Here is a 23,313-nt window from a genome sequence, read left to right as displayed (position 1 = left end):
AGCGGATTCCCTGACAGCGTCCCTTGCACGAACGCTTGCGAGCCATAGGGTAAAGGCGATTACGAAGGGAACTTCATGACCAATCCCTTCCGGCTGCGTTGGCTTCAGGGCTGGACGTTTCAAGTCGTGCTGATGGAAGGTCACGTGCAAGTCGAAGCCCTTGGTTTCGGCATATGCCTGCGCACAGCCTTGCTGCCTGGGGAGAGCCCCCAAGCAGCGGCAGATCGTCTTGTTCTCTCTGAGGATCGCCGGCGGCGGGCCCTGCACAATGCATGGCTTCGAGGTCAGCACATGCCAAAACCTTCGGGGGTTCCTTCCACCGAGGATGAAGCTCCCGCATCCAATTCTCTGGTTGTGGTTGCATAGGCCCATCGCCAACGGGTGGGCTGATCGGTTTAGAGCTGGGCCAGCAGCCAGGCCAGAGTGAAGCCCGCTCCAGCAAAGCGAAGTGCCTTCCAGAAACGCTGACCCGATTCCGTTGGTACATCCCACCCCGCAAGCGGCTGGCTAATCAGGTTTGTCGCAAGTTTGCGGCGCTGGATCCAGCGTCGAGCGGCAACACCCGACCCAACATGGGACTGCCTTTGCCCTTGCAGCAGCAAGCGTGAACCATGGTGCAACCACCGCAGTTCACTGCGAAGTCGTTTGCCTTTGCGCTCTTCCAAGGCATTGAACCCACGTGCTCCGAAACTAGAGCGATCTGCTGATCAAGGGATGACACCGCCCACCGCCCCATGGCCCGACTCCGCCAAAGGAAAGGCAGAGGAGCTCCATCAGCTGCTCCGCATTAGCGATCGCGATTGGCATCAACTGAAAAGCAATCGCAAGCGCCGTGGTGCCGAGTTATTGGCTGCAGCGTTGGTGCAATTGCTCCGCCAGGGAGACCACACGGATGTCGAGCAACTTACCCAGCAAGCGCTTGGCTGGATTAAGGGAGAACTGAAGGATCCGGGCTGTCCCCGTCACTGACCGGGCGCCGGCAGGCCAGTTGCAGTCGGTTTCCCCTCCGACTCCAGCGGACATCGTCAAAACATTGATGAATGAGGAACAGTCCGCGGCCACTGGCAGCATCAAGCGCCGTCGGGAGGGTCGCTGTGCGGGACTGCTGCGGCAAGCCGCAGCCTTCATCCTGAACCTGCCAGACCAACCAGTTGGGCGTCAGGATCCGACGAACGCGAAGCTTCTTGGCTGGATTTTCATCATTGCCGTGGCGGACGGCATTCACCAGAGCCTCATGTAAACCCAACTCGATGCGCTGACTGGTGAACACACAGCCCACCGGCTCGGTGAGCAGCTCCAGCAGAGGGGCCAGCTGCAACGTGGACGGCAGTGTGAACTCAGCCCAGCGAAACCTCTTGGACGGCACAGTGGAGCACGTTGACGTCGGTCTTTTGAACTTACCGTTGTTAGATCTCCCCGTCAGGGTCTGCGGGCCACAAGCGCTGGATGATTCAGAACTGAATCCATCAACCGAACGCCCCTCAGCTGATTGATCAACGGCATGTGGCCCTCGGGAGCCTCGATCGACCAAGTGAATGCACCTGGATACCGGGTCCAGACCCCATCGCGTTTCCAGCCAATTCGGGGCCACAGGCGTTCGTAACGACCATCGAGGGCGTCCAGTAGCTGGGACTGGACCGTAAAGCCAAAGCGGCCTTGGGAATAAACCGTCCAGAGCCGATCGAGACTGACCAGATCAATGCCCGACATCGGAGCCACTTCAGTGAAGTAGACGTAGCCCCGCTTCACAGCAGCATCCCCGGCCAAATCGCGCAGACACTGGCTTGTGATTCGATCCGCTTCCTCAAAGTTTTGGTTGAGCAGCTCCTGCTGCAGCGGGCCGTAATTCAGGCCAACTGCGGATTCCGCTGCCAGCCAGCCGGCATCTGGGGATTTGATCAGGGCGGCAATGGACTCAGGCTGGTGGCGCTGCAGCACCTGCAGAATCCAGCCTGCAGCCCAGTCATCACCGGCAGGATCGAAGCCAGAAAGAAGATCTGGCCCGACAGCAGCCAGGCCCTCAGATCGTGCTTCGACCTGCTTGATCAGAGGGCGTCGTTGGCGAGGTGTTCCCTTCGCGAAACGATCCAGCAGCTGGTCAACGCTGAGTTTGGTGACGGGTGTGGAACCGGAGAGCATGAGTCGCAACCGGCCCCAACTGGCTCGGTGTTGGCCACTATGTCAGGCATGGGCGAGACAAGTTCAATCGAGATCCAGCAGCTTCGCGAGCTGAAAGGTCCGCTGGTGGATGTGCGCAGCCCCAGCGAATTTGCGAAGGGGCACTGGCCCGGGGCCATCAACCTGCCCTTGTTCAACGATGAGGAGCGGGCCGAAGTCGGCATCGCGTACAAGCAGCAAGGACGAAGACCAGCGATTCATCTGGGTCTTGAACTCACCGGACCCAAGCTCAGCAGCTTGGCCCGTGATCTGGAGACCCTTCGCGAGCTGGGCAATCCACGGATCTACTGCTGGCGGGGAGGAATGCGCTCGGCCAGCATGGCCTGGCTCGCGCAGCAGATCGAACTCAGGCCAACACTTCTGCAAGGGGGGTACAAGAGCTACCGGCGCTGGGCCCAGAGCCGATTTGAACAGAGATGGCCCTTGCGCGTCATGGGGGGGCGAACGGGAACTGGAAAAACTGATTTGCTGTTGGCCATGGCGGCCTGCGGAGTAGCCGTTGTTGATCTGGAAGGGCTGGCCCACCACCGCGGCAGCAGTTTCGGCGGCCTGGGCCTGCCGGATCAACCCAGTACAGAGCACTACGAGAACAAATTGGCTGAAGCGTTGGATCAGCACCAACGCCAGCAGGCAACGGTGATTTGGTTGGAAGCCGAAAGCATCCAAGTAGGGAGCTGCCGCATTCCCAAACCTCTCTTCGATCAGATGCAGCAGGCCCCTGTGCTGGAGATTCAGCGCGACCTGAACGAACGGGTCGAACAGCTGGTGCAGGTGTACGGCCATCAAAGGGCGTCGGCTCTCGCTGAGGCGACCCAGCGAATCAGTCGACGACTCGGCCCGCAGCGCACCAAGGAAGCCCTCGAGGCGATTGCAAGGGAAGACTGGGCCAGCGCCTGCCGCGCCACACTCGACTATTACGACCGTTGTTACGACCACGAACTGGCGCGATCCCCCAAACGGGACAACATCGACCTATCGGGCCTGAGTGCTGATCAAGCCGCGCAGACGCTGATTAAGCACGGGTTTGTTGAAATCCCCGATTAAGATCGCTTCTACCGATAGTTCCAGAACGACGTGAGCGAAGCAGCGATTCAGTTCTTTCGGGGAATCAACGAGCCGGTGGTTCCCGATATTCGTCTGACGCGCAGCCGCGACGGTCGTACTGGTCAAGCAACCTTCCGTTTCGAGAAGCCTGCTGCGATTGCTCCAGAAACGATGGGCGACATCACTGGGATGTGGATGGTCGATGAAGAAGGTGAGATGGTCACCCGAGAAGTGAACGGCAAGTTTGTGAACGGCACAGCGAGTGCTCTTGAAGCCGTTTACTCCTGGAAATCCGAAGAGGATTTCGAGCGGTTCATGCGCTTTGCCCAGCGATATGCCGAGGCCAACGGCTTGGGTTATTCACAAAATCAGGATTCCGATCAGACTGACTCTGCCGACGATCAACAAGCTTGAGACTGCCCCACTGGCTGTCGTTAACAGCCTTGATCGCAGCGATGACCTTGCTGTGGTCCCTGCGTGAGCTTGTTCTGCTGCTCTTTGCTGCAGTCGTTCTGGCCATGGCTCTTTGCACACTTGTGGGCATCCTTCGAGAGCGCAGGCCGATGCAACGGCCTCTGGCCTTGATTCTCTGCATCGCCGGGTTGCTCTTGCTCGTGGCAGGGGCTGCAGGTGTTGTAGTGCCGCCATTCCTCGAGGAATTTTCTCTGCTGTTGCAGAAGCTGCCCGAAGCGGGTCAGACCCTCATTCGGATGGGTGTCGACTGGATCGACTCCATCAGCGAAGCCATCTATGGCGCGGATGCATTCCCCGACATCGATGAACTGGAATTGAATGGTCCGCGACAGCTTGTGCCCGATGGTTCATCACTGGCAGCAGGCGTGGGCAGCGGATTGCTAGGCCTGCTCGGTGTTGCGGGAAACCTCGGCAACGGGTTGCTGCGTCTGTTGTTCGTGCTGGCAGTCGCTTTGATGGTCAGCATTCAACCCCAGGCCTATCGGAGTGTGGGGCTTCAGCTGATTCCCTCCTTTTATCGACGCCGTGGACGGCGAATCCTTGATCAGTGCGGAGCCGCTTTGAGTAGCTGGATGGTCGGCGTGCTGATCAGCTCACTGGCGGTGTTTGTGCTGTGCAGCATCGCTCTCACATTGTTGGGCGTGAAACTCGTTCTGGCCAATGCACTGCTGGCAGGACTGTTGAACGTGATCCCCAATGTGGGACCAACGATGAGCACCATCTTCCCGATGGCAGTCGCCCTGCTGGATGCCCCCTGGAAAGCAGCGGCGGTATTAGGGGTCTATGTGGTGATCCAAAACATCGAGAGTTACGTGATCACGCCTTCGGTGATGCACCACCAAGTGAAGCTGCTGCCCGGGTTGACTCTGGCCGCGCAGTTTTTGTTCACGCTGCTGTTCGGACCTCTTGGCCTGCTGATGGCTCTGCCTCTAGCGGTGGTGCTGCAGGTGATCATCCGTGAGGTCCTGATCCACGATGTTTTGGATCGCTGGAAACGTCTGGAGCCCGCACGATGACAGCCGGCACGTTTCTTGTTGCTCTCACCCTGGTGGTGCTGGTGCTGCTGCTCTGGCACCTGCGCTGGGTGCTCCTGGTGCTGTTCGGCGCCGTGGTGGTTGCGGTGGCACTGGATGTGCTGATTGTTCAGGTTCAGAAGCGAACACGGCTGAAACGACCACAAGCCCTGGCTGCCGTGCTTGGGATTTTGCTGTTCGCAGGGGGGCTATTGGGACAACTGCTGGTACCGGAACTCATCAGCCAGTTCCAGCAATTGGGTCGTGATCTGCCGCAGTTATTCAGCAAGGTGTCTGATCTGCTGAGCAGCGAGCCACGCCTGGGACAGCTGAATGAAGCGCTGGGTGAGGGTCTCAACTTGAAAGGGCTTCAACCATTGCTGGGCTTTGCAGGCGGTGCGGCGAATTCGCTGATTCAGCTGTTCCTGATGTCCCTGCTCGCGATCTTGTTGGCCCTGGATCCAAGTTCCCATCGGCGCATGGTCGTCGCCGTGACGCCCCGCCCCGCCCGCCAGCAGATGGAACTGTTGCTGGATGAATGCCGTCAGGCGCTGGGGGGTTGGCTCAGCGGCATGACGCTTTCCGCCACCAGCGTTTTTTTGCTCACCTGGGGTGGACTGTTGCTGCTCAAGGCACCCCTTGCTCTGTTGAGCGCTCTGGTCTGCGGCCTGCTCACCTTCGTACCCACCATCGGCCCCACGGCGGCAACCCTTCTACCGACGGGCTTAGCACTGCTGCAATCGCCGCAATTGATGGTCTCGGTGCTCGTTTTCCGGCTGGTGCTGCAGAACCTCGAGGCATTTCTCCTCACGCCATTGCTGCTGCGCAAAACCGTGAATCTGCTTCCCACCGTGGCCCTGACAGCCCAGCTCAGCCTTGGCGCACTGCTGGGGCTTCCAGGCGTGCTACTCGCCCTTCCTCTGGTGGTGGTGATTCAGGTGCTGATGCAGCGCGTGGTGGTACAGCAGATCATGGATCGCTGGGCCTAAGACCAGAGGCCAGCCATGTATCGGGATGAACACCTTGTAGCAAGGGTCACACCTGAGACCAGTGCTGACTAAGTACTTTTACCGTGTCGTGAGAACGACGCGTCGAGCATTGGGGCTCTTGGGAGAGGGTCCCAATTTTTTTGAACATGCACCAAGGGCAAGCGCTTCAGGTCGAGCTTTCAATCCCCTAGAGCAGCTGACGTTTCTTCTTCTCACTTGAATCACGTTCCCGTTCTACCGCTTGCCAATAGGCCGCAGACACCGCAACCTCTTGGCCGCGTTCAATTTTGTTCAGCCGTGATTTCAGAGCCTCAACCTCGGCGCGCAACCCGAACACCTCTTCATTGAGACCAGGATTCAATTCCATGAGACCTGAGCAACCATTTGAGTCGTAGCTCAGGCGCAACACGCAATGACGTTCAGATTGATACCAACACCACCCCTTCAAGGCCAACGATCCAATAGCGTGTCCAACAGGTCTTGAGACGAATGGGATTGGACGTCATCTTCAATTTCTCTCGTTATGAGGAACTGAGGCAGGCCGTGAAGCAGCTGGTTCGAGAGAACCTCGATCCGGAATTACTGCACGAAGAAGCTCACGACCTGTTCGAATCGTGGTGGTCCTCGACCCACAGCCAGGGGCGTTGGAACACTGATGTGAAGCAACGCACCTGGGACTCAATCTGGCGAGAATTCGGCAGTGGCTCCAGCTAGCCGAAACGACGCCACAGGGACGGTGAACCCAACAGCACCACCACAGCCAACTGGTGATGTCGAATCGCGTAGCCCAAGCCTGTGAGTGTGAACTGATCACTCAGGAGCTGCACTTCGGTGCGCAGATCGCACAAGGCCAAGAGGATCAGAAGAATCGGAAACCACCGAGCAGGATGGCGTCGCCGTTGAGATTCGCCACTGCGATCAGTCACGGGAACGGTCCCAGAGCGTGAGCAGCGAGGGCGCCAGGGCGATGCTCGACCAGGAGCCCACCACAACCCCCAAAGCCAGAGCGATCGCAAACCAATAGAGCGTTGCTCCACCAAAGAACACCAGGGCCAACAGAGGAAGCAGGGTGGTTCCGCTTGTGTAGAGGGTGCGGGTCAATGTGGCCGACACCGCTTGATCCACCTGTAAAGAGAGAGGCAGATCAGCTGCATCCTTGCTTCGTTCACGGATGCGATCAAACACAACCACCGTGTCGTTCACCGAATATCCAGCAATCGTGAGCAGCGAGACAGCGAAGAGGCTGTCGACCTCCAGTTGCAGCACAACGCCAAGCCAAGCGAACACACCACAAACGATGGCGACGTCATGGGCAAGGGCCACCAGGGCCAGGAAGGCGTAGCGGCGGTCGTAGCGGAAGCTGATGTAGGCCGCGATGCCACTGAAGGCGACCAGCAGTGAAATCAGGCTGCTGCGCAACAGTTGCCGACCCAAGCTGGGACCAATGGTGTCGACCGATTGACCACCGGAGAGGAACGGACCCGCGACCGGTTCAACCGCCTGGATCACCGCTTGGCCCTGGGCAGCCGACAGGGTTGGCAGCCGCAACAACAATGACTGACCGCCATCCAACAGCTGAACCCGGGGCGCCCCCAGGTTGGGGAGAGGCTGCCCCTCCTCCACTGGCAGGTCCAGGCTGCGAATCACATCGGAGACCGCAATCGCCTTGAGCTCACCGCAGGAGTCATCACAACGGCGCTCCAACTGAATCTGCGTGCCGCCAGTGAAGTCCAGGCCCGGACGCAGGGGGGCCCGAATGGCGGGATCCAGCCAGCTGAGCAGCAACCCCAGCAGGCTCACAAACACCACAAGGCTAGAGATCAGCCAAACCCTGCGCCGCATGCTGCTGAGAGACCAGCGCAGATTGCGGAGCTCCCCCGCTGTTGCCGATGACGAAGGTTCAGTCATGGTTCAGGCGGTAGGAAAAGGAAGCTGCCGGGCGGGCAGGAAATTACTGGCACGACGAAGACCGGCGTAACCCATCAGGAAACGCAACAAGGTGCGGGTGCAGGTGAGGGCTGTGAACAGGCTCAGCAACACGCCGATGCCCAAAGTCGCCGCGAAGCCCTTGACCAGTCCCGTGCCAAGGAAAAAGAGAGCTGCACAGCTGATCAACGTGGTCAGGTGACCATCAACGATTGATGAAAAGGCCTCCGAGAAACCGGTATCAATCGAGCGAATCAGGGTGTTGCCCCGCCGCAGTTCATCTTTGATGCGCTCAAAGATCAGAACATTGGCGTCCACAGCCATACCAATCGAAAGGATGAATCCAGCGATTCCCGGCAGGGTGAGCGTGACTGGAATCAAGGCATACACCGCCAAGTTGAACAGGGCATACAGGCTGAGAGCCATCACAGCCACAGCCCCAGGCAGGCGATAAGCCACCACCATGAACACTGCCACCAGAGCAAGGCCCGAGAGGGCGGCCACCAGGCTGCGGCGGATGTTCTCAGCCCCCAAAGTGGGGCCGATGGTGCGGACCTCGATCACCTCAACGGGAAGGGGCAAAGAGCCGCCCCGCAGCTTCACCTCGAGTTCGCGCGCCGTTTCCGCACTGAAATTGCCACTGATGGTGGCTGCACCACCTGAGATTCCAGCGCTCTTGAACTGGGGACCAACACTGGCGGCACTGATCAGCTGATCATCCAAGATGATCGCCAGCAATCGGTCGGTGCCCGCAATCGACTTGGTGAGATCAGCGAAAGCCTCAGCGCCCTCCCCATCGAAGTTGAGGGTCACTTCCCAGCTGTTTGGGTTGTTCTGTAGCGGTTGACGACCGGCCGTCACAAGCTGCTTACCCGTCAGTGCGGCCGGCTCAAGCATTGTGAGCAAATCGGCGTCGACCTTCTCGAGCAAGTCCCGAAGCTGCTCTTCCTCCGAGGTGGCCTCGCCGTCGAGCCCCAGAGTCTTCTGGGTTGTCTTGAGCTGATCCAGATCCAGCGGGGCCGGCGTTTCACCGCGGCGGATCTGATCCTCACGGAGCTTAAGAATGGCTTCCACCTGGGAGCGGAGCTGCCTCAGGCCACGGAATTCAGCTTCGGTATCGGGCTTCTGAGCACGAAACTCGAGCAGAGCCGTGTCGCCGAGAACCCTCGCAGCAGCAGTGGGGTCCTGTTCGCCAGGGAGCTGCAACACCAGCTGCGACTCACCCACCGTCTGGAGAGTCGACTCGGCCACACCGAGACCGTTGACCCGGCGATCGAGCACGGCTTTCACCGCTTCCATTTCCTCGGAGCCCACACGGGTGATCTCTCCGGCCGGCTTCACCTCAACAGTGAGCTGACTGCCGCCCCGCAGATCGAGGCCCAGTTCCAGCGGAGTACGAACTAAAAACATCCCGGCTGCGATCGCCAGGGCAAGAACAAGGGCAAACCAACCCTGAAAACGCGCCATCAACGTCAGATGTCCTTGTTGACCAACGCCTGAGCCGCCTCAACAATCTGATGCGGCTGAATGATCGTGAGATTTTCCAAGGATCCGTTGTAGGGGGTTGGAATGTCCTGACTGGACAGACGCATCGGACGGGCATCCAGATCGTCGAAGCACTGCTCGGTGATCAAAGCGATCAGCTCGGCACCGATGCCGCCGGTCTTCATGCATTCCTCCACCACAATCACCTTGTGGGTCTTGCGAATGGAGCGGCTAATCGTCTCCATATCAAAGGGCTTGAGACTGATCAGATCGATCAGCTCAACGCTGACGCCGTCCGCTTCCAATTGCTCCACCGCTTTGAGGCAGTGGTGACGCATCCGGGAATAGGTCAGGATCGTGACGTCCTTACCTTCTTGCACCAGATCAGCCTGATCAAGGGCACAGGTGTAGTCGCCTTCGGGGAGCTCCTCGGTGAGGTTGTAGAGCAGAACATGCTCGAAGAAGAGCACGGGATTGTTGTCCCGAATCGCGGCCTTCATCAGGCCTTTGGCATTGGTGGGCGTGCTACAGGCAACGATCTTGATGCCGGGCACGGCATGGAAATAGGCCTCAAGCCGTTGGCTGTGCTCAGCCCCAAGCTGACGACCCACGCCACCAGGCCCGCGCACCACCGTGGGGATGGTGAAGTTGCCGCCACTGGTGTAGCGGAGCATCCCCATGTTGTTGGAAATCTGGTTGAAAGCCAGGAGCAGGAAGCCCATGTTCATCCCTTCAACGATCGGGCGAAGACCGGTCATCGCCGCACCCACCGCCATACCGGTGAATCCGTTCTCGGCAATCGGCGTGTCCAGCACCCTGAGATCGCCGTATTTCTCCGCCAGATCCTTGGTGACCTTGTAACTGCCGCCGTAATGGCCGACGTCTTCACCCATCACACAGACGTGGGGGTCTCTGCCCATCTCCTCGTCGATGGCTTCCCGGAGGGCGTTGAAGAGAAGTGTTCCTGCCACGGCGTCCCTGTGATCCCGGCCAATCCGGGTGGTGACGCCAAGCTATCTCAGTCAGCGCAGGGTCAACCGCCGGCAGCAAAGGTGAACAGCAACAAAACCGAGAGAAGCATGGCTGGAGACAGCAGCAGCACCAGCTGACCGAGGTCGTGGGGCGTCATCCAAACCCTGGCAATGCGCGGACGCTAGGCAGGGTTCTGATCGCGAGCCGTAAAGAGACTGCGAAGAAACACAAGGGTCAGACCGAGAGCCACAAACCCGGTGCTGAACGTGGCCAGAAAGGACAAGCCCACCAGCAAGGTCTTCAGGGTGACGGCAATGTTTTGGGCAATCGGCGAGCTGTAGTGAGGTGGGTGAACAGCGAAATACACCACCATCCGCCGGCTCCAGCCCAGGGCAAGCCAAGCCAAGAATCCAGCTGTGAGCGCCCCAGAAAGAAAACTCAGCGGACCTTTGCGGGGATCCCGTGGCTCGGGGCTCTCTGTGGTCTTGGCATCAGTCATGACTCGATCCTCACGCCATCGCGGCGAAAGGCGCAAGACCACGCCCTTAATCCGGCACGTTCCAGCTGGGGAGCGAGATCGCCCTGGACCTGTTGACATGACTCCAGATCACGGAACAGCGCAAAGCAACTGGGACCTGATCCGCTCATCGCCACCGCCAGGCTGTGGGGAACGCTCTTCAACAGTTGAAGCGCCGAGCGCACAGCAGCTGTTTCGGGCGCCACCACCTCCTGCAGATCGTTGCGCAAAGACGGTGGACGATCGCTGCGCAAGGGGTTCAGCCAATCGTCCTGACGGAGGGCCTGCCGGCGTCGTTCAAACGCAGCCTCATCAGCGAGGTAGCGGGATTGGTTCAGCTCGCGGCAGCGTTTGTAGGCCCATGGCGTTGAAACACTCGCCATGGGGTCTTTGACCAACAACACTGCAAGGGGTTCGTTGGTCGGCGGCACCGCCTCCAGCTGCTCCCCTCGGCCGAAACAGAGCTGACACCCTCCGGCGACACAGAAGGGCATATCAGAGCCGAGCTCAGCCGCCATCCGCTCCAAATCAGCGGGGCTATGGCCCAATCCCCAAAGGGCATTCAGACCCACCAGCGCCGCAGCGCCGTCGCTGGAACCTCCAGCTAGGCCAGCACCAATGGGGATGCGTTTCTGCAGATGAATCGACGCCCCCAATTCACTGAAGCCGGAACGATCCCGCAGCAGGTGAGCCGCACGGAGGATCAGGTTGTCGTCGCCAACACTGAGGCTGGCGTCATCGCAACTGAGGCTGACCCGCGCATCGGCGGTGTTCTCAAAGCTGAGACGATCCGCCAATTCGATGCTCTGCATCACCATGGCCAGCTCATGGAAACCGTCCGACCGCAGCCCCAGGACCTCCAGGTGCAGATTGACTTTGGCCGGGGCCGTCACCGTAATCATGGTGGTCGTTCAGTCGCCCCGATTCAAACCCCTGGCCAGGGCAACCCAGATGTCCGGAGCTAGTTCCTGGGGGCGCTGCTGAAGGCTGAAGCCAGCGGAGGCAGCCAAAGCCTGCAAGCGGTCGGGATCGGCCACGCCCGCCAGGGTGTTGCGCAGCATCTTGCGCCGCGCCAGAAATGCCTGCTTTAGCAGGGATTCCACCTGAGCAGCCAAGGCCGGCTCCACCCGCTCGGACGGCGGCAAAGGCTCCAGGCAGATCACTTCCGACTGCACCTTCGGAGGGGGCTGAAAACAGCGCGGCGGCACTGGACACACCGAACCACAGCGGGCAAGCAACTGCATTCGCACACTTAGGGCGCTAAAACTGCTGTGGCCTGGACGGGCACGGATCCGCTCCGCCACTTCCTTCTGCACCAGCAACACAAGCCGTTGGTACGGCGGATCCACAGGGCGATCCAACCGCCCCACCAACCGCTCAAGCAGAGGCCCTGTGATGTTGTAAGGGATGTTGGCCACCACTTTGTCGGCGATGTGACCGTCACTCAATTCGAGGGGCGCTTCGAGAACATCCCCCTGATGGAGGCTGAACCCAGGGTGATCAGCGAAACGATCCTGCAGACCGGCCACCAGATCGCGATCAAGCTCGATCGCATGCACTGCCCCCACATCCGCAGCCAGCAGACGCTCGGTTAAAGCCCCCCGACCAGGCCCCACCTCCAGCACACGATCGTTCGGCTGAAGATCGGCAGCCTCAACAATCCGCTGCAGAACGGAGTCGTCTCGCAACCAGTGCTGGCCGAAGCGCTTGCGGGCGTGATGTCCGGAGAAACCCATGGATCAACTGTGCATCAGCACAGCCGCTCCACATCCATCCAGCAAATCGTTTCTTGGGAGGGCATCAACGGCACAAGGGCCAGCTTGATCCTGAGCAGCTTCTCGGCGCAGGTTGGATGCGCAGCTCTCCAGCAACTGATCGCACGCGCCATGCGGCGCCTTTTGGAGGAATGAAACGCATCCAGGCCGCGGCGGTCCCAATGGCCGATGCGACGCCCTTTTACCTCCACCACCAACAGCTGTTGCTGCTTCTCCAGCACCAGATCCAGTTCACCCCAGCGGCAGCGCCAGTTGCGATCGAGCAACCGCCATCCCTTCGCTTCAAGCTGTTGCAAGGCCTGCTGTTCCGCCCAGCGACCGCTGCATTGAGACTCCACCGGCATGAACCATCACTTTCTTGTTCAAACCATTCCCCCCAGGAACGGTTCTAGGGTTCAGCGGTGATTGTTCCGCTCATGCGCAGACGCTTCGCGGCCCTTCTGGTCTCTTTTTTGGTCTTAACCGCTCAGTGGCTGGTGGTCGCTCCAGCCCATGCGGCCATGGATGTCGCCAAACAGGTCTTGATCGGTGCCGATTACTCCGACAAAGATCTGCGTGGGGCCACCTTCAACCTCAGCAACCTGCGCGAAGCCAATCTCTCTGGATCGGATCTACGCGGGGCAAGCCTGTACGGCGCGAAGCTGCAGGACGCCGACCTCAGCGGCACCGATCTGCGCGAAGCCACGCTGGATTCCGCCGTGATGACGGGAACCAACCTCTCGGATGCCGTACTGGAAGGTTCCTTCGCCTTCAACACTCGCTTCAAGGATGTGGTGATCACAGGAGCTGACTTCACCGATGTCCCCATGCGCGGTGACCAACTCAAAAGCCTTTGTGCAGTGGCCGACGGCGTTAATTCAGTCACTGGCCGAAGCACCCGCGAAAGTCTCGGTTGCGCTTAAACCATGAGCTTTGATCCCCGCAGTCTGGAGCGCCTGCGTGAGTTGGGGCGCCAGCTCCCCGAACGTTTACCAGAACCCAAGCCCCCGGCGGCAGCCAAAGCACGCCAGGCGCGCCACCGCGTCGAAACGGAAAAGGATCCCGAGGAACTTTTCCGGGAACTGATGAAGGCCAGCCAGGACGGCACGGTTCCTGAGCACCTCATGGCCCGCCTCAAACAGTTGGAAGCCCAACGCAAGCCGTCGGGGCAGTCTTCGTCCTTGAACAGCAGCAACGAGGTTCCAGGCCTGGCCGCCCCGACGCGCAGCCAGGCTGGACCGGGAAAAAACACCAAACCAAAACGGCCGAAGGTTGACCCGGGAAGCGAAGAGGAGAGCCTCTATGTGGCCTTCGGTCAGCTGCTTCTCGAGGACGAAGGAGATGACGTTTGAACCCGGCTCGTTGCCGGATTCTTGCGGTGGGCAAAGTGCGTCGCGGTTGGATTCAGGAGGGCATTGAGCTTTACCTCAAACGCCTGCCGGGATTGACCATCAACGAGCTTCGGGACAGCACCCCGGACAAAGAGGCCGATGCGATCCGAGCGGCCCTAAGGCCAGACGAAACCCTGATCGCTCTCATGGAGCAGGGCGAGACCCTGGCGTCAGTTCCCTTTGCGCGACGACTCGAACAGTTCGGTTACGAGCGGCTCGTCTTTGTGATTGGTGGAGCCGATGGTCTGACCCCTGAGCTCAAGGCACAGGCCCACTGGCGCTTGAGCCTCTCTCCGATGACGTTCCCCCACGAACTAGCGCGGCTGATGCTTGTGGAACAACTGTTCCGGGCCCAGACGATTGTTCAAGGCAGCCCCTATCACCGCGCCTAAGATTTTGCTGTCGCTGCAGCTCTTTCTCTCTCCACCATGCGTCTGGCTCTGCTCTCCCCGATCCATGGCCAGTCAATTGATCACATTGCCCAACAACTGGAGAACTACAGGGTGTTTCTTGCACCCTTTGAGTTGCGTCATTACTTCCACGTTTCTTTGGAGAGTCATCCAGACCTCCAATCCGACCTCACCGCCCTCGCCGAACGGGAGGGTCACAGCATCCACTTCACAAAACAAAGGCAGCCCACCTGGCGGCCGTGCACCGTTTATGCCCTGTGTGAACTAATCAAGACCGTCCTCTCCGACCACCACAGTCACGACAAGGTCCTCATTCACACCGATACGGACCTGCTCGTGTCAAGCCAGGCGAAGAATCAACTTTCCAACCACCGTATCGGCTGCGGTAACAAGCCATTCCGGATTGACAGAAAGACCAAGTGGAGATGGAGATTAAAAGCTAAATCTGATCCTCACCTCAAAAAATTCGTCAGGGAAATGTTGGACGACGACCCATCAATGCTTCGGATTGGCCGGGTTTGTGGTACCTACATGCCCTGGTCGACCTTCAAAACTTTCGGGGTGCTCTTTAACAACTATTTCAACAACAACTACTTCAAGAGACGGCCCAAACGCCACTGGCCCGTGACTGAAATCGCTATACCCACCATTCTTCATCTTTTAGAGGGCCCAAAAGTCAACTTTCAACCTCCTTTGATCCAAGTACCAAAGGGCAAAAAAGTGTCCTGCAAAAATATCGATCAGTTGCTCCAAAGCGATCACAGTTTTGGACTCAAAAAAATTGCCAGGGATACAGACAGCAAAGCGTTCCAGTACCTGATGCGCCTGCAAAAGCAAGCCTCGCAACACGCCTAACCATGCTGCACGTGGTCGACAACCTGCTGCAGCCCGAGGAGCTGCAACACCTGCGGGATCTTTGCGACATTCATGGCCGGCTCAGGGAGCAGCATTCCGGCGATGCTCAGTTCAGCTGGCGACCCAAGAGCGGTCCCCCCCGCACCATCCACGCGCCCGCCCAGCAAGCCATCGTCGATCGCTATCTCGACGAGGTTCTTCTCCCCCTAGCAACACCGTTCGCACCCCAGCGGGCCGGGATCGAGTGGTGGTGCAATACCAACAACGACCTCGATTGGCACATCGACAAGGACGAACTGGAAGGCCAATACAGCGGCCGCTATGTACTGCCGTTGCTGTCCACAGTGTTCTATCCCCACGTGAGCTGTGCCGGAGGTGAACTTCTGGTCGCCGACAACCCCCCGATCAGCAACGGCTATCAGGGTGCCCTGCCAACGTTCCGGTCTGTGATCTCGATCCCGCCTGTGGTGAACCGTTTGGTGCTCTTCTCACCCGGAATCCTGCATCGCATCAACCCATTCGAAGGCGAGCGCTACTCCGTGGCCGTGAACATCTGGGCTCAACCGCCCCTCACCACAACGGCTGCAGAGCCACCGGCTTGAATTTCTCGATCGATACGGTCCAGGCCCGGGGCGAAAAGGTCTGTAGCGCCGCTTTGAATGCAGCCGTATCACCCGTGTTCAGCCAGGCCGCCTTAAGCCTGGGCACATCCTCCGGCAGCCGCTCCATCGGCAGCTCCACCAGCAGCAGACTGTCTGCTCCAGCAGCACGCTGCAGAGAACCCTGATCGCTGCGCTGGAAGACCCGCAGCAGCAGCTCCAGCACCAAGACATGGCCCAACGCTTCCGGAGCCTCACCCTGCGGAGCCACCTCTTTCTGAGACCGTCCCCCCAGAGGCAACGCCCGCTGCCCCTGCTGATCGATCAACGCCATGGCCACGAGATAAGGAGAGTCAGCCAATACCAGAACCCGAAGACCACCATCCTCACCGGACCCTCCCCATAGCAATCAGTACATATGTACCATTTAGCCAACTGTTGCTGTTGCCGTGGAGCTCCAACACAGTCCGCTGCCCCTGCAACCAAGGCGAACCCCGCTCACCCTGCCCCTAGCCAATGAATGCGTTGCCGCTGGGTTCCCATCCCCCGCCGATGACTACGTCGATGTGGGGATCGACCTCAATGAACAACTCATCCGGCATCCCACCAGCACCTTTTTCCTGCATGTCAGCGGCAACTCCATGACCGACGCCGGCATCCACGACGGTGATCTCCTGGTGGTCGATCGCAGCCTCGAACCGCGACCGGGGAAGGTGGTCGTGGCTGTGCTTGACGGTGCCTTCACCCTCAAGCGCCTGGTGCGCCATCGCGGCAGGTTGCGCCTGGAAGCCGCCCATCCGGACTACCCCCCGCTGGAGCTTCACCGCTGCGGCGAGGTTCAGATCTGGGGCGTCGCCATTCATGTAATCCATCCGCTCTGAGGCGACATCGCCATGTCTCAGGCCACGGCCCTGATCGATGGAAACAATTTCTATGCCTCCTGCGAGCAGAGCCTGGACCCGGCCCTGATCGGCCAGCCCGTGGTGGTGCTGTCCAACAACGACGGCTGCATCGTGGCGCGCAGCGCCGAAGCCCGTGCCCTGGGGATCCGCATGGGGACGCCGTACTTCAAGGCGCGTCGAGAGCTTGAACGGCACAACGTGGTGGTGCGCAGTTCGAACTACGCCCTTTATGCCGATATGAGCCAGCGGATGATGAGCCTGCTGGAGGCCCACTGTGAAGAGCTGGAGGTGTATTCGATCGACGAAGCCTTCGGTCGGATTCGTCGTCCCAGCAATGGTGATCTACAAGGTTGGGCCCGGCAGCTGCGGGCACGGGCCCGACAGAACCTCGGCATCCCAATCGCCATCGGCCTGGGGGCCAGCAAAGGACAGGCCAAGCTGGCCAATCGCCTGGCCAAACAGACCCCGAACCGTGCCGGGACGTTCGACCTCGGCCAGTGCGATAACCCTGATCACTGGCTGGAAACGATTGCGATCGAGGATGTCTGGGGGATCGGTCGTCAATTGGCCCATTGGTGTCGACTGCGGGGCATCAGCAACGCACGACGCCTGCGGGACATGCCGAGCGGTGAGCTACGCGCCAAATGCGGCGTGGTGGGTCTGCGTCTGCAACGCGAACTGCGCGGCCATGCCTGCCTACCGCTGGAGCTTGCACCGGCACCGAAGCAGGAAACCTGCGTGAGCCGCAGTTTCAGCCGACCCATCACCAGCGAGGTTGAGCTGCACCAGGCGATCACGACCTATGTGGTGCGCGCCGCCGAGAAATTGCGCAAGCAACGGCAGCGGGCGGCAGCCCTCACCATCTACACCCGCACAAGCCCGTTCGCTCCCGGCTTTTACAGCCAAGCGGCCAGCACGCAACTGGATCTACCGAGCAATGACACGGCCGTGCTGCTGCAAGCAGCACGGCCCTTGGTGGCACGAATCTTTCGCCCCCACCGTCAACTGGCCAAGGCCGGCGTGCTGATGCAGCACCTGCAGAGCCATGAGATCCTCCAGACCCATCTGATGGTCCCGATGAGTGAAGAGCAGCAGCAGAAACGGGAATGCCTGATGCAGACCATCGACCAGATCAATCGGCGTTACGGGCGTGGAACCCTGCAATGGGCAGGCTGCGGACTGCAGCCGAGCTGGTTGATGCGACGGGAGCAACTCAGCCGCGCCGCCACCACCCGTCTGGAGGATCTACCCGTGGTGAGGGCCTGAGCCCATCGATCACGGCTCACCCAGAAAACGGCAGGCAGGGAGGCTGATCGCCACCTGATCCACACCGTCGAGGAAAGCTTCAGCGTCGACCGCCCGCGTGCGCACAAAACTGGTTCGAATCTCTTCCAGCTGGGCCATGGCGTCGTCATGACTCAGGCCTGTGGAGGTGTGAGCAAGACTGCAAAGGGATGTCGCGACACCACGACCGAAGCCGCGTGAACTGGCCTGGCGCCGCACCGCCGACAGCAGCATGGGCACCACGAGACCACCCAGCACGAGAACAAACACAATCACGCCCCAGAGGCGACCGCCACGCACCCAGTAAGGAACCAGATAAAGACCGCTATCGGCAGGAGATGGGGGGGCAGAGGGTGGCTCAGAGGGAGGAGGGTTCATCACTCAGGCCTCCTGCAGCAACTGAATGACCTGTTCACGTGTGCTGAGCAGCAACACCATCCGCTCACCATGGGCATTAAGGCCAGTCTGCTCCCGCACCAGATCGGTGCTAGCCAGCGCCAATCCTCCGGTTTCGGTGAACAACACCGGCAACGTGCCGTGGTGTCCCCGCATGCCCTGTAGATCCAACGCCTGACGCACGGCCCGCTGCGCTTTGTCAGAGCCCAAGCGCTCCACGAAGGCCGGCCAGAGGTGGTTCACCGGAGCGAGAGCCGCGAAATCAAGCTGCGTATCAGACATCAAGACGGCAACAACGCGAGGGCTTCACTGATCATCTGCGGGGTGACAGCGATGCGCTCAAGCGGATCGGCATTGTCGAGGTAGGCGTCAAACGAAGCGAACCGCTCGATCACCGGATCAGCTCCCTCGGCGGCGCAAGCTTCGACCCAATCGCCCTCCTCCGGCTTCACCGCGATGTAGGCCTGCAGCGCTTCCTCGAGATCACCGCCGTCGCCGACGCCATCGCCATGCCAGATCGCTTCGAAGAATTCAGACATCTCAACGCGAAGGACAGGTCTTGATGCAGTTTGCCGAGAACATGGGCAACCTCAACACACATCGAATCCAAGAACCATGGCCCATGGCTCAGGCGGCGGGAGGAACCGCATCCCCTGAGGTCTCCGCAGCAGGGGAATCGACCGCAACGGTGTAGCTCGCGCAACGCTGCTGATCCAGATGGCCGATGTGCTTTCTCTCGGTGTAATAAAGCTCCTGGTAACGCAGCGCATCACGGTTGAGGTCATCGAACAAGGCCTGAATCCGTAGCTCCATGTCCACGTTGCTCTGGTCTGACGAGAAGTCCTGATCAATCAGTACGGCGATACAGGCCTCCAGGGTCTGCAGGCGCTGACCACCCCAGGCCTCCAGCAGATGCCGGCAGCGCTTCAGGCTTTTCTGGCGCTCCAGCAAAGCAGCGATGCCCCGCAACTGCTCCAACGGCTCCGCCAAAGCAACAAGCTGCAATTCGCCGGGCTCAAGGAGAGGCGTCAGGCGGGAGACCAGCGCACTGCTCTCCAGTAACAGCTGATCGGTGAGCAGGCGTGGCAGATCCATGACATCAAGACCCTCGCCGTCGTCGTCGCATCGGCTGATCGCCTCCAACCGCCCCTCACCCAGGTTGGTCTCCTCTAGATCCGTAATGGCCGCCCAGAGATGGCGGTGATGGGGGATGGCGAAATCCTCCAGTTCCCGCGTGCGCAGTTCCTGGCGAATCGTGGCCCGATGCCGAGGGCAATGCAGATACAAACGCAGTAGGTCTGCCTCGCAACGCTCCCGCTGACCGGATTCACCCGGCTGCTCATGGCGGCTGGAGCGCCCATGCCAACGCTGGCCCTTCACCTGCTGGCGCAGATCGTCCTCGAGCTGAAGCGCCAGCCGTCCCTGCCCACCACTGAGCCGCTCCGCTACCCGTTGGAGGTAATGGGTGCGGACAGCGGACTGGGGCAGTTTGCCCAGCAGCCCCACCAGGGCCGTCACCGCCTGCTGAAACTGGTCAGCCCGGCTGAGGTCTCTCGCCTCAAGAACCTGCTCGATCTGCCAGTCGAGCCAGAGGGGGGCCTGATCCAGCAGAGCGCGGTAATCGCCGGCCCCGTTCTGTTTGAGGTATTCATCAGGGTCCTTGCCGGACGGGAGGTGCAGAACCCGAAGCTCCAGCTGGCCCTGCATGGCCAGCTGCTCCACCTCGCCAATAGCCCGATTGGCCGCACGGACACCGGCGCCATCGGCATCAAAATTCAGAACGATCCGCTTGCTGTCGCTGACGCGGCACAACTGGGTGATCTGCTGACTGCTCAGAGCCGTGCCAAGGGAAGCCACTGCGTTGGTAATGCCAGCGGCATGCAGTGCAATCACATCGAAGTAGCCCTCCACCACCACAGCCCTGTCGTCCTTGCGGATGGCATTGGAGGCTTTGTCGAGGCCAAACAGATGCTTTCCCTTCTCAAACACCTCGGTCTCGGGAGAGTTGAGGTACTTCGGTTCGCTGCCATCAAGACTGCGCCCCCCGAAGCCGATCACCCGACCCTGACGGTCATGGATCGGAACCATGACCCGATGGCGGAAGCGGTCATAAAAGCCATTGCCGCCCTTGCGGGGCACCACCAGACCAGCGGCTTCCAGGAGCTCGGGAGCCAGCCCCTCCACCTGTTGAAGATGCTTCAGAAGGCCATCCCACTCATCCGGCGCATAGCCGAGCTGAAATGACTCCTGGGTGGCGGGGCTGAGACCTCTGGCGTCGCTGAGGTATTTGAGGGCCTCTGCGCCCGTGGGAGCCAGCAACTGGCTGCGAAACCAGCCGGCGGCCAGAGCCAAGGCCCGTTGCAGCTTGTCCCTACGGGAAAGCTGCTGCCGCAGCCGCTCCTGCTGCGGACCATCCACCGTCTCGATCGGGAGCTGGTAACGCCGCGCCAGATCCAGCACAACATCACTGAAGCTCTGGCGTTGAAACTCCATCAGGAACTTGATGGAGTTGCCCCCGGCACCGCATGAGAAGCAGTAGTAGAACTGCTTTGCGGGAGACACCGTCATCGACGGTTTGCTGTCGTCATGGAACGGACAGATCCCGACGAATTCCCGTCCCTTCTTCTTGAGCACCACGTACTCGCCCACCACATCAACGATGTCGGCCCGTTCCTTGACGGCCTCGATCGTTCTTGGGTGCAGGCGGGCATTCACCATCAGTTCATTCTGCGAAGTCGCAGGGTTCCGTGCACCCCGTCATCAGAACACCCATGGCCGAAACGCAGAACGAACAAGCCTGGTGGAACCGGGAATCGGTGCGGGGCAGTCGGGCTCTGATGGAAGGCATCGAAAAGGTGATCATCTGCCCCCGAAGCCACCATTGGCCCTCACCAGAACCACCTACCGCAACGAGTCAAGCAACAGCAATGAAGAGCGACGAACACAAAATTTCATCAAATCAATTAATCAAGTCACCTAATCCACAAAGCAGGACTAAAGATAATTATATCCCTGCCATAGCTTTTCCATTTTATCACCAAATTTATTCAAAATAAAACTATAAGTATCTGAATGCCGGACAACCATACGCCTAACCAGCTCAACAGGCAAATCGATATTCTTTGGCGAGGCATTAATAACACTATCGCATTGAAAATCTTTCAAAGGAATGCCCATAAAATTTAATATGCCACAATAACTTTCCTTGCTAAAAAGACTTTCATAGAAGCCAAAGTAGATTTCGGAAGCATCAAAAACTTTCTCAAGGTTGCCAACAGTGGAAGAATAGCTGGATTTTTTATGCTTAATTCCTGACGAATCCTTTTCAAGAAGATTTTGGAAGTATCGAATTTCGTCAAGCTCTTTCTGCCTTTGAGCCCACAAAGCCCTTTTTTTCATTCGAACCGAAGACCATATCCTCTCCACAGGATCTCGCATAAGAAAAAAGACCCTGATGTCAAACCCCCTTTTCCCAACCCCTTCCCTTATTAGATTGAAAGTTTCTGGCTTGAGAATTGCGTAATTTGGCGTAATATCACCAACCGCTTCAACACATTCATCCTTGAGATAAAGATAGTCGAAGTAGTCAAAATACGTGTCAACATTGTCAATAAATGATAGCTTTAGTGCAGCAAATTTCCTCTTTTTACGACTAGGTCCTTGATTAATGCCAAGCTTTCCATTAGCGTGAAGCCTGGCTAAAGAACGAAATCTCTTTTCTCTCAATCCATTCCTCAAAGAGCCATCTTCCATTTTTTTTCCTCGACTGGGCTCTATAGCATCAAAAATGTGATATTCTTTCGTAAATCCCATATCAATATTATCATTCATCGATAATTGATCGTGGAGCCAAGTAGTTCCGCATTTCTGAGCACCTACACCTAATATGAATATTTTATTGGCCATTTCAATTTTGCATATATGAAATTATAGCTGATGATATCAATTAAATTTGTGCATGTTAGCATGAGAAATGAATTTACAAACGATTACACGGATATTTCCTCCGAGTGAACTCAGCAGAGGCGGTCCAGCAAGCATCAAGAATTCACAAACAAAATGCACCTGGACCAACTCGCACTCGCGTGCGAGTAAATACAAATACTAGGTGAAAACATCACAAAAAACGAAAACAATTTCCCCCACAATAGAATTAGCTGGAAAGCAACGAGAATGAGAGGGCAGTGTCCTGAAGTCCGACCAACAAAAGTTGAAGGAGTTTGTACAGCTCAGAGCATCAATAGAGAGTTGGTGGGCGAGTTTCCTCGTTTGCAAGCCACTCATTCTCAGCTCTCTGGCCTTCAGTCTGATGACGGTCTGCGTCAAGCAGCTGAACAGTCGTCTGCCAGTGGTGGAAATCGTGCTGAGCCGAGCGCTGATCAGCATCGTTCTGACCGGAGTTGGGCTACGCCTCGCCGGGGTTTCTCCCTGGGGCCATCGACGCGTGCTGTTGGTGGCCCGTGGGCTCCTGGGCAGCCTGGCCCTGCTGTGTTTCTTCGAGGCGATTGATCAGCTGCCACTCGCCTCGGCAACGGTGCTGCAGTACACCTACCCCACATTCACGGCCCTAGCGGCGCTGCTGCTGCTTGGCGAACCGCTCCGACGACGCATCAGTGGAGCGGTTCTGCTGGGCTGGATCGGCGTCACACTGGTAGTGCAACCGCAGTGGCTGACGGGAACAGCACAGCCGGCTCAGCTCATCCCTGCCCTGATCGGCATTGCTGGCGCTCTGATGACCGCCCTGGCCTATGTCAGTGTGCGGCGGCTGTCGGAAACCGAACACCCGCTGGTGATCATCCTGTACTTCCCGATGATCTCGGTTCCCTTAACCCTGCCCTGGGTGCTGCATCAGGGGGTGTGGCCCAACGGCATCGAGTGGTTCTGGCTCCTGGGAGTCGGCGTGATGACTCAGCTTGGCCAGATCTGGGTCACCGAAGGCCTGCGCTGTCTGCCCGCCGCCCAAGCGACGTCGATCAACTACGTGCAAGTGGTCTTCGCCGCTGGCTGGGGCTGGCTCTGGTTTGCTGAATCGGTGAATACATGGCAGGTGGGTGGGGGAATGCTTGTGCTGTCCGCCACCCTGATCAGCCTGTCGGCCCGGAGTTAGCTCGACTCGAAGTAGAC

General features: G+C 58.9%; 34 protein-coding genes. 15 read left to right on the top strand and 19 right to left on the bottom strand.

What is annotated here, in order from left to right; genetic code table 11:
* Positions 1–75 precede the first annotated feature (75 nt).
* On the top strand, positions 76–366 hold the full coding sequence (locus tag DXY30_RS05905; protein WP_115093771.1) for a copper-binding protein: 291 nt from the start codon (positions 76–78) through the stop codon (positions 364–366).
* Between the two features lie 29 nt (positions 367–395).
* Here the strand turns inward: DXY30_RS05905 and DXY30_RS05900 are convergent, their stop codons facing one another.
* The gene (locus DXY30_RS05900) at positions 396–665 is read right to left on the bottom strand and encodes a hypothetical protein (RefSeq protein ID WP_115093770.1); all 270 of its coding nucleotides are present in this window, start codon (positions 663–665) and stop codon (positions 396–398) included.
* A 49-nt stretch (positions 666–714) separates the two neighbouring features.
* On the opposite strand from DXY30_RS05900, the gene DXY30_RS05895 reads away from it, so the two are divergent.
* On the top strand, positions 715–969 hold the full coding sequence (locus tag DXY30_RS05895; RefSeq protein ID WP_115093769.1) for a DUF6439 family protein: 255 nt from the start codon (positions 715–717) through the stop codon (positions 967–969).
* On the opposite strand, the gene DXY30_RS05890 is transcribed toward DXY30_RS05895, so the two are convergent.
* On the bottom strand, positions 929–1,366 hold the full coding sequence (locus DXY30_RS05890; protein ID WP_115093768.1) for an ATP-binding protein: 438 nt from the start codon (positions 1,364–1,366) through the stop codon (positions 929–931). The two genes, DXY30_RS05895 and DXY30_RS05890, sit on opposite strands and share 41 nt — an antisense overlap.
* A 53-nt stretch (positions 1,367–1,419) precedes the next feature.
* On the bottom strand, positions 1,420–2,139 hold the full coding sequence (locus tag DXY30_RS05885; RefSeq protein WP_115093767.1) for a GUN4 domain-containing protein: 720 nt from the start codon (positions 2,137–2,139) through the stop codon (positions 1,420–1,422).
* Between the two features lie 39 nt (positions 2,140–2,178).
* Between DXY30_RS05885 and mnmH the strand changes: the two genes are divergently transcribed.
* The 4 genes from mnmH to DXY30_RS05865 are packed head-to-tail and all read left to right on the top strand — an operon-like array spanning position 2,179 to position 5,698.
* A complete protein-coding gene (gene mnmH / locus DXY30_RS05880; protein WP_115093766.1) occupies positions 2,179–3,222 on the top strand; it encodes a tRNA 2-selenouridine(34) synthase MnmH in 1,044 nt (347 codons plus the stop codon).
* A gap of 30 nt (positions 3,223–3,252) precedes the next feature.
* Positions 3,253–3,636 (top strand): photosystem II reaction center protein Psb28, encoded by a 384-nt coding sequence (gene psb28 / locus DXY30_RS05875; RefSeq protein WP_115093765.1) that lies wholly within the window; start codon positions 3,253–3,255, stop codon positions 3,634–3,636.
* Positions 3,633–4,712, top strand: a complete 1,080-nt coding sequence (locus tag DXY30_RS05870; protein WP_115093764.1) for an AI-2E family transporter — start codon at positions 3,633–3,635, stop codon at positions 4,710–4,712. The genes psb28 and DXY30_RS05870 overlap by 4 nt, the downstream gene beginning before the upstream one ends.
* Positions 4,709–5,698, top strand: coding sequence for an AI-2E family transporter (locus DXY30_RS05865; RefSeq protein ID WP_115093763.1), 990 nt, complete (start codon positions 4,709–4,711; stop codon positions 5,696–5,698). Before DXY30_RS05870 ends, DXY30_RS05865 begins: the two co-directional genes overlap by 4 nt.
* Before the next feature lie 187 nt (positions 5,699–5,885).
* Here DXY30_RS05865 and DXY30_RS05860 read toward each other — a convergent pair whose 3' ends face one another.
* Positions 5,886–6,104 carry a hypothetical protein gene (locus DXY30_RS05860; protein ID WP_137006803.1) on the bottom strand — a complete coding sequence of 73 codons (219 nt, stop codon included), beginning with the start codon at positions 6,102–6,104 and terminating at the stop codon, positions 5,886–5,888.
* 83 nt (positions 6,105–6,187) lie between these two features.
* Between DXY30_RS05860 and DXY30_RS05855 the strand changes: the two genes are divergently transcribed.
* Positions 6,188–6,412 carry a hypothetical protein gene (locus DXY30_RS05855; protein WP_115093762.1) on the top strand — a complete coding sequence of 75 codons (225 nt, stop codon included), beginning with the start codon at positions 6,188–6,190 and terminating at the stop codon, positions 6,410–6,412.
* Here the strand turns inward: DXY30_RS05855 and DXY30_RS05850 are convergent.
* The 8 genes from DXY30_RS05850 to DXY30_RS05815 all read right to left on the bottom strand — a co-directional run bounded on the left by DXY30_RS05850 (position 6,409) and on the right by DXY30_RS05815 (position 12,717).
* Complete coding sequence (locus DXY30_RS05850) at positions 6,409–6,624, bottom strand: hypothetical protein (RefSeq protein WP_115093761.1); 216 nt, start codon at positions 6,622–6,624, stop codon at positions 6,409–6,411. The genes DXY30_RS05855 and DXY30_RS05850 overlap by 4 nt on opposite strands.
* The gene (gene secF / locus DXY30_RS05845; protein ID WP_115093760.1) at positions 6,617–7,606 is read right to left on the bottom strand and encodes a protein translocase subunit SecF; all 990 of its coding nucleotides are present in this window, start codon (positions 7,604–7,606) and stop codon (positions 6,617–6,619) included. The genes DXY30_RS05850 and secF overlap by 8 nt, the downstream gene beginning before the upstream one ends.
* Positions 7,607–7,609: 3 nt before the next feature.
* Positions 7,610–9,091 (bottom strand): protein translocase subunit SecD, encoded by a 1,482-nt coding sequence (gene secD, locus DXY30_RS05840; protein WP_115094217.1) that lies wholly within the window; start codon positions 9,089–9,091, stop codon positions 7,610–7,612.
* A gap of 5 nt (positions 9,092–9,096) precedes the next feature.
* Entirely contained in the window at positions 9,097–10,080 is a 984-nt protein-coding gene (locus DXY30_RS05835) for a pyruvate dehydrogenase complex E1 component subunit beta (protein WP_115093759.1), read from the bottom strand.
* Positions 10,081–10,262: 182 nt separating this feature from the next.
* Positions 10,263–10,580, bottom strand: coding sequence for a DUF3082 domain-containing protein (locus DXY30_RS05830; protein ID WP_115023336.1), 318 nt, complete (start codon positions 10,578–10,580; stop codon positions 10,263–10,265).
* Positions 10,577–11,500, bottom strand: a complete 924-nt coding sequence (gene ispE / locus DXY30_RS05825) for a 4-(cytidine 5'-diphospho)-2-C-methyl-D-erythritol kinase (RefSeq protein ID WP_115093758.1) — start codon at positions 11,498–11,500, stop codon at positions 10,577–10,579. The genes DXY30_RS05830 and ispE overlap by 4 nt, the downstream gene beginning before the upstream one ends.
* A 9-nt stretch (positions 11,501–11,509) precedes the next feature.
* Positions 11,510–12,334 carry a 16S rRNA (adenine(1518)-N(6)/adenine(1519)-N(6))-dimethyltransferase RsmA gene (gene rsmA / locus DXY30_RS05820; protein WP_115093757.1) on the bottom strand — a complete coding sequence of 275 codons (825 nt, stop codon included), beginning with the start codon at positions 12,332–12,334 and terminating at the stop codon, positions 11,510–11,512.
* Between the two features lie 14 nt (positions 12,335–12,348).
* On the bottom strand, positions 12,349–12,717 hold the full coding sequence (locus DXY30_RS05815; RefSeq protein WP_115093756.1) for a YraN family protein: 369 nt from the start codon (positions 12,715–12,717) through the stop codon (positions 12,349–12,351).
* Positions 12,718–12,789: 72 nt separating this feature from the next.
* Between DXY30_RS05815 and DXY30_RS05810 the strand changes: the two genes are divergently transcribed.
* From DXY30_RS05810 to DXY30_RS05790, 5 genes are read left to right on the top strand one after another with little or no spacing between them, the layout of a single operon-like run.
* Positions 12,790–13,275, top strand: a complete 486-nt coding sequence (locus tag DXY30_RS05810; protein WP_115024199.1) for a pentapeptide repeat-containing protein — start codon at positions 12,790–12,792, stop codon at positions 13,273–13,275.
* A gap of 3 nt (positions 13,276–13,278) precedes the next feature.
* Positions 13,279–13,704, top strand: a complete 426-nt coding sequence (locus tag DXY30_RS05805; protein WP_115093755.1) for a hypothetical protein — start codon at positions 13,279–13,281, stop codon at positions 13,702–13,704.
* On the top strand, positions 13,701–14,135 hold the full coding sequence (locus DXY30_RS05800) for a 23S rRNA (pseudouridine(1915)-N(3))-methyltransferase RlmH (protein ID WP_115093754.1): 435 nt from the start codon (positions 13,701–13,703) through the stop codon (positions 14,133–14,135). Before DXY30_RS05805 ends, DXY30_RS05800 begins: the two co-directional genes overlap by 4 nt.
* A 36-nt stretch (positions 14,136–14,171) precedes the next feature.
* Complete coding sequence (locus DXY30_RS05795) at positions 14,172–15,008, top strand: hypothetical protein (protein ID WP_115093753.1); 837 nt, start codon at positions 14,172–14,174, stop codon at positions 15,006–15,008.
* A 2-nt stretch (positions 15,009–15,010) separates the two neighbouring features.
* Entirely contained in the window at positions 15,011–15,610 is a 600-nt protein-coding gene (locus tag DXY30_RS05790) for a 2OG-Fe(II) oxygenase (protein WP_115093752.1), read from the top strand.
* On the opposite strand, the gene DXY30_RS05785 is transcribed toward DXY30_RS05790, so the two are convergent.
* Complete coding sequence (locus DXY30_RS05785; RefSeq protein WP_115093751.1) at positions 15,579–15,968, bottom strand: hypothetical protein; 390 nt, start codon at positions 15,966–15,968, stop codon at positions 15,579–15,581. The genes DXY30_RS05790 and DXY30_RS05785 overlap by 32 nt on opposite strands.
* A gap of 88 nt (positions 15,969–16,056) precedes the next feature.
* On the opposite strand from DXY30_RS05785, the gene DXY30_RS05780 reads away from it, so the two are divergent.
* Entirely contained in the window at positions 16,057–16,488 is a 432-nt protein-coding gene (locus DXY30_RS05780) for a LexA family transcriptional regulator (RefSeq protein WP_115093750.1), read from the top strand.
* Positions 16,489–16,500: 12 nt separating this feature from the next.
* Positions 16,501–17,775: a Y-family DNA polymerase gene (locus tag DXY30_RS05775; RefSeq protein WP_115093749.1), complete on the top strand. Its 1,275-nt coding sequence runs from the start codon at positions 16,501–16,503 to the stop codon at positions 17,773–17,775.
* Between the two features lie 9 nt (positions 17,776–17,784).
* On the opposite strand, the gene DXY30_RS05770 is transcribed toward DXY30_RS05775, so the two are convergent.
* From DXY30_RS05770 to DXY30_RS13575, 6 genes are all read right to left on the bottom strand, one after another.
* The gene (locus DXY30_RS05770; protein WP_115094215.1) at positions 17,785–18,171 is read right to left on the bottom strand and encodes a hypothetical protein; all 387 of its coding nucleotides are present in this window, start codon (positions 18,169–18,171) and stop codon (positions 17,785–17,787) included.
* A gap of 3 nt (positions 18,172–18,174) precedes the next feature.
* Positions 18,175–18,471, bottom strand: a complete 297-nt coding sequence (locus tag DXY30_RS05765) for a hypothetical protein (RefSeq protein WP_115023356.1) — start codon at positions 18,469–18,471, stop codon at positions 18,175–18,177.
* Positions 18,471–18,728 (bottom strand): hypothetical protein, encoded by a 258-nt coding sequence (locus DXY30_RS05760; protein ID WP_115023358.1) that lies wholly within the window; start codon positions 18,726–18,728, stop codon positions 18,471–18,473. The genes DXY30_RS05765 and DXY30_RS05760 overlap by 1 nt, the downstream gene beginning before the upstream one ends.
* A gap of 88 nt (positions 18,729–18,816) precedes the next feature.
* The gene (gene dnaG, locus DXY30_RS05755) at positions 18,817–20,907 is read right to left on the bottom strand and encodes a DNA primase (protein ID WP_115093748.1); all 2,091 of its coding nucleotides are present in this window, start codon (positions 20,905–20,907) and stop codon (positions 18,817–18,819) included.
* Between the two features lie 4 nt (positions 20,908–20,911).
* Entirely contained in the window at positions 20,912–21,037 is a 126-nt protein-coding gene (locus DXY30_RS14550; protein WP_256359542.1) for a hypothetical protein, read from the bottom strand.
* Positions 21,038–21,183: 146 nt separating this feature from the next.
* Positions 21,184–22,095, bottom strand: coding sequence for a hypothetical protein (locus DXY30_RS13575; RefSeq protein WP_137006802.1), 912 nt, complete (start codon positions 22,093–22,095; stop codon positions 21,184–21,186).
* A 334-nt stretch (positions 22,096–22,429) separates the two neighbouring features.
* On the opposite strand from DXY30_RS13575, the gene DXY30_RS05745 reads away from it, so the two are divergent.
* The gene (locus tag DXY30_RS05745; protein ID WP_256359548.1) at positions 22,430–23,296 is read left to right on the top strand and encodes a DMT family transporter; all 867 of its coding nucleotides are present in this window, start codon (positions 22,430–22,432) and stop codon (positions 23,294–23,296) included.
* Positions 23,297–23,313: the final 17 nt, after the last annotated feature.

Origin of the sequence: Synechococcus sp. UW106 (assembly GCF_900474015.1) — a bacterium.
Classification (GTDB): domain Bacteria; phylum Cyanobacteriota; class Cyanobacteriia; order PCC-6307; family Cyanobiaceae; genus Parasynechococcus.
This window is presented reverse-complemented; position numbering and strand designations above follow the sequence as displayed.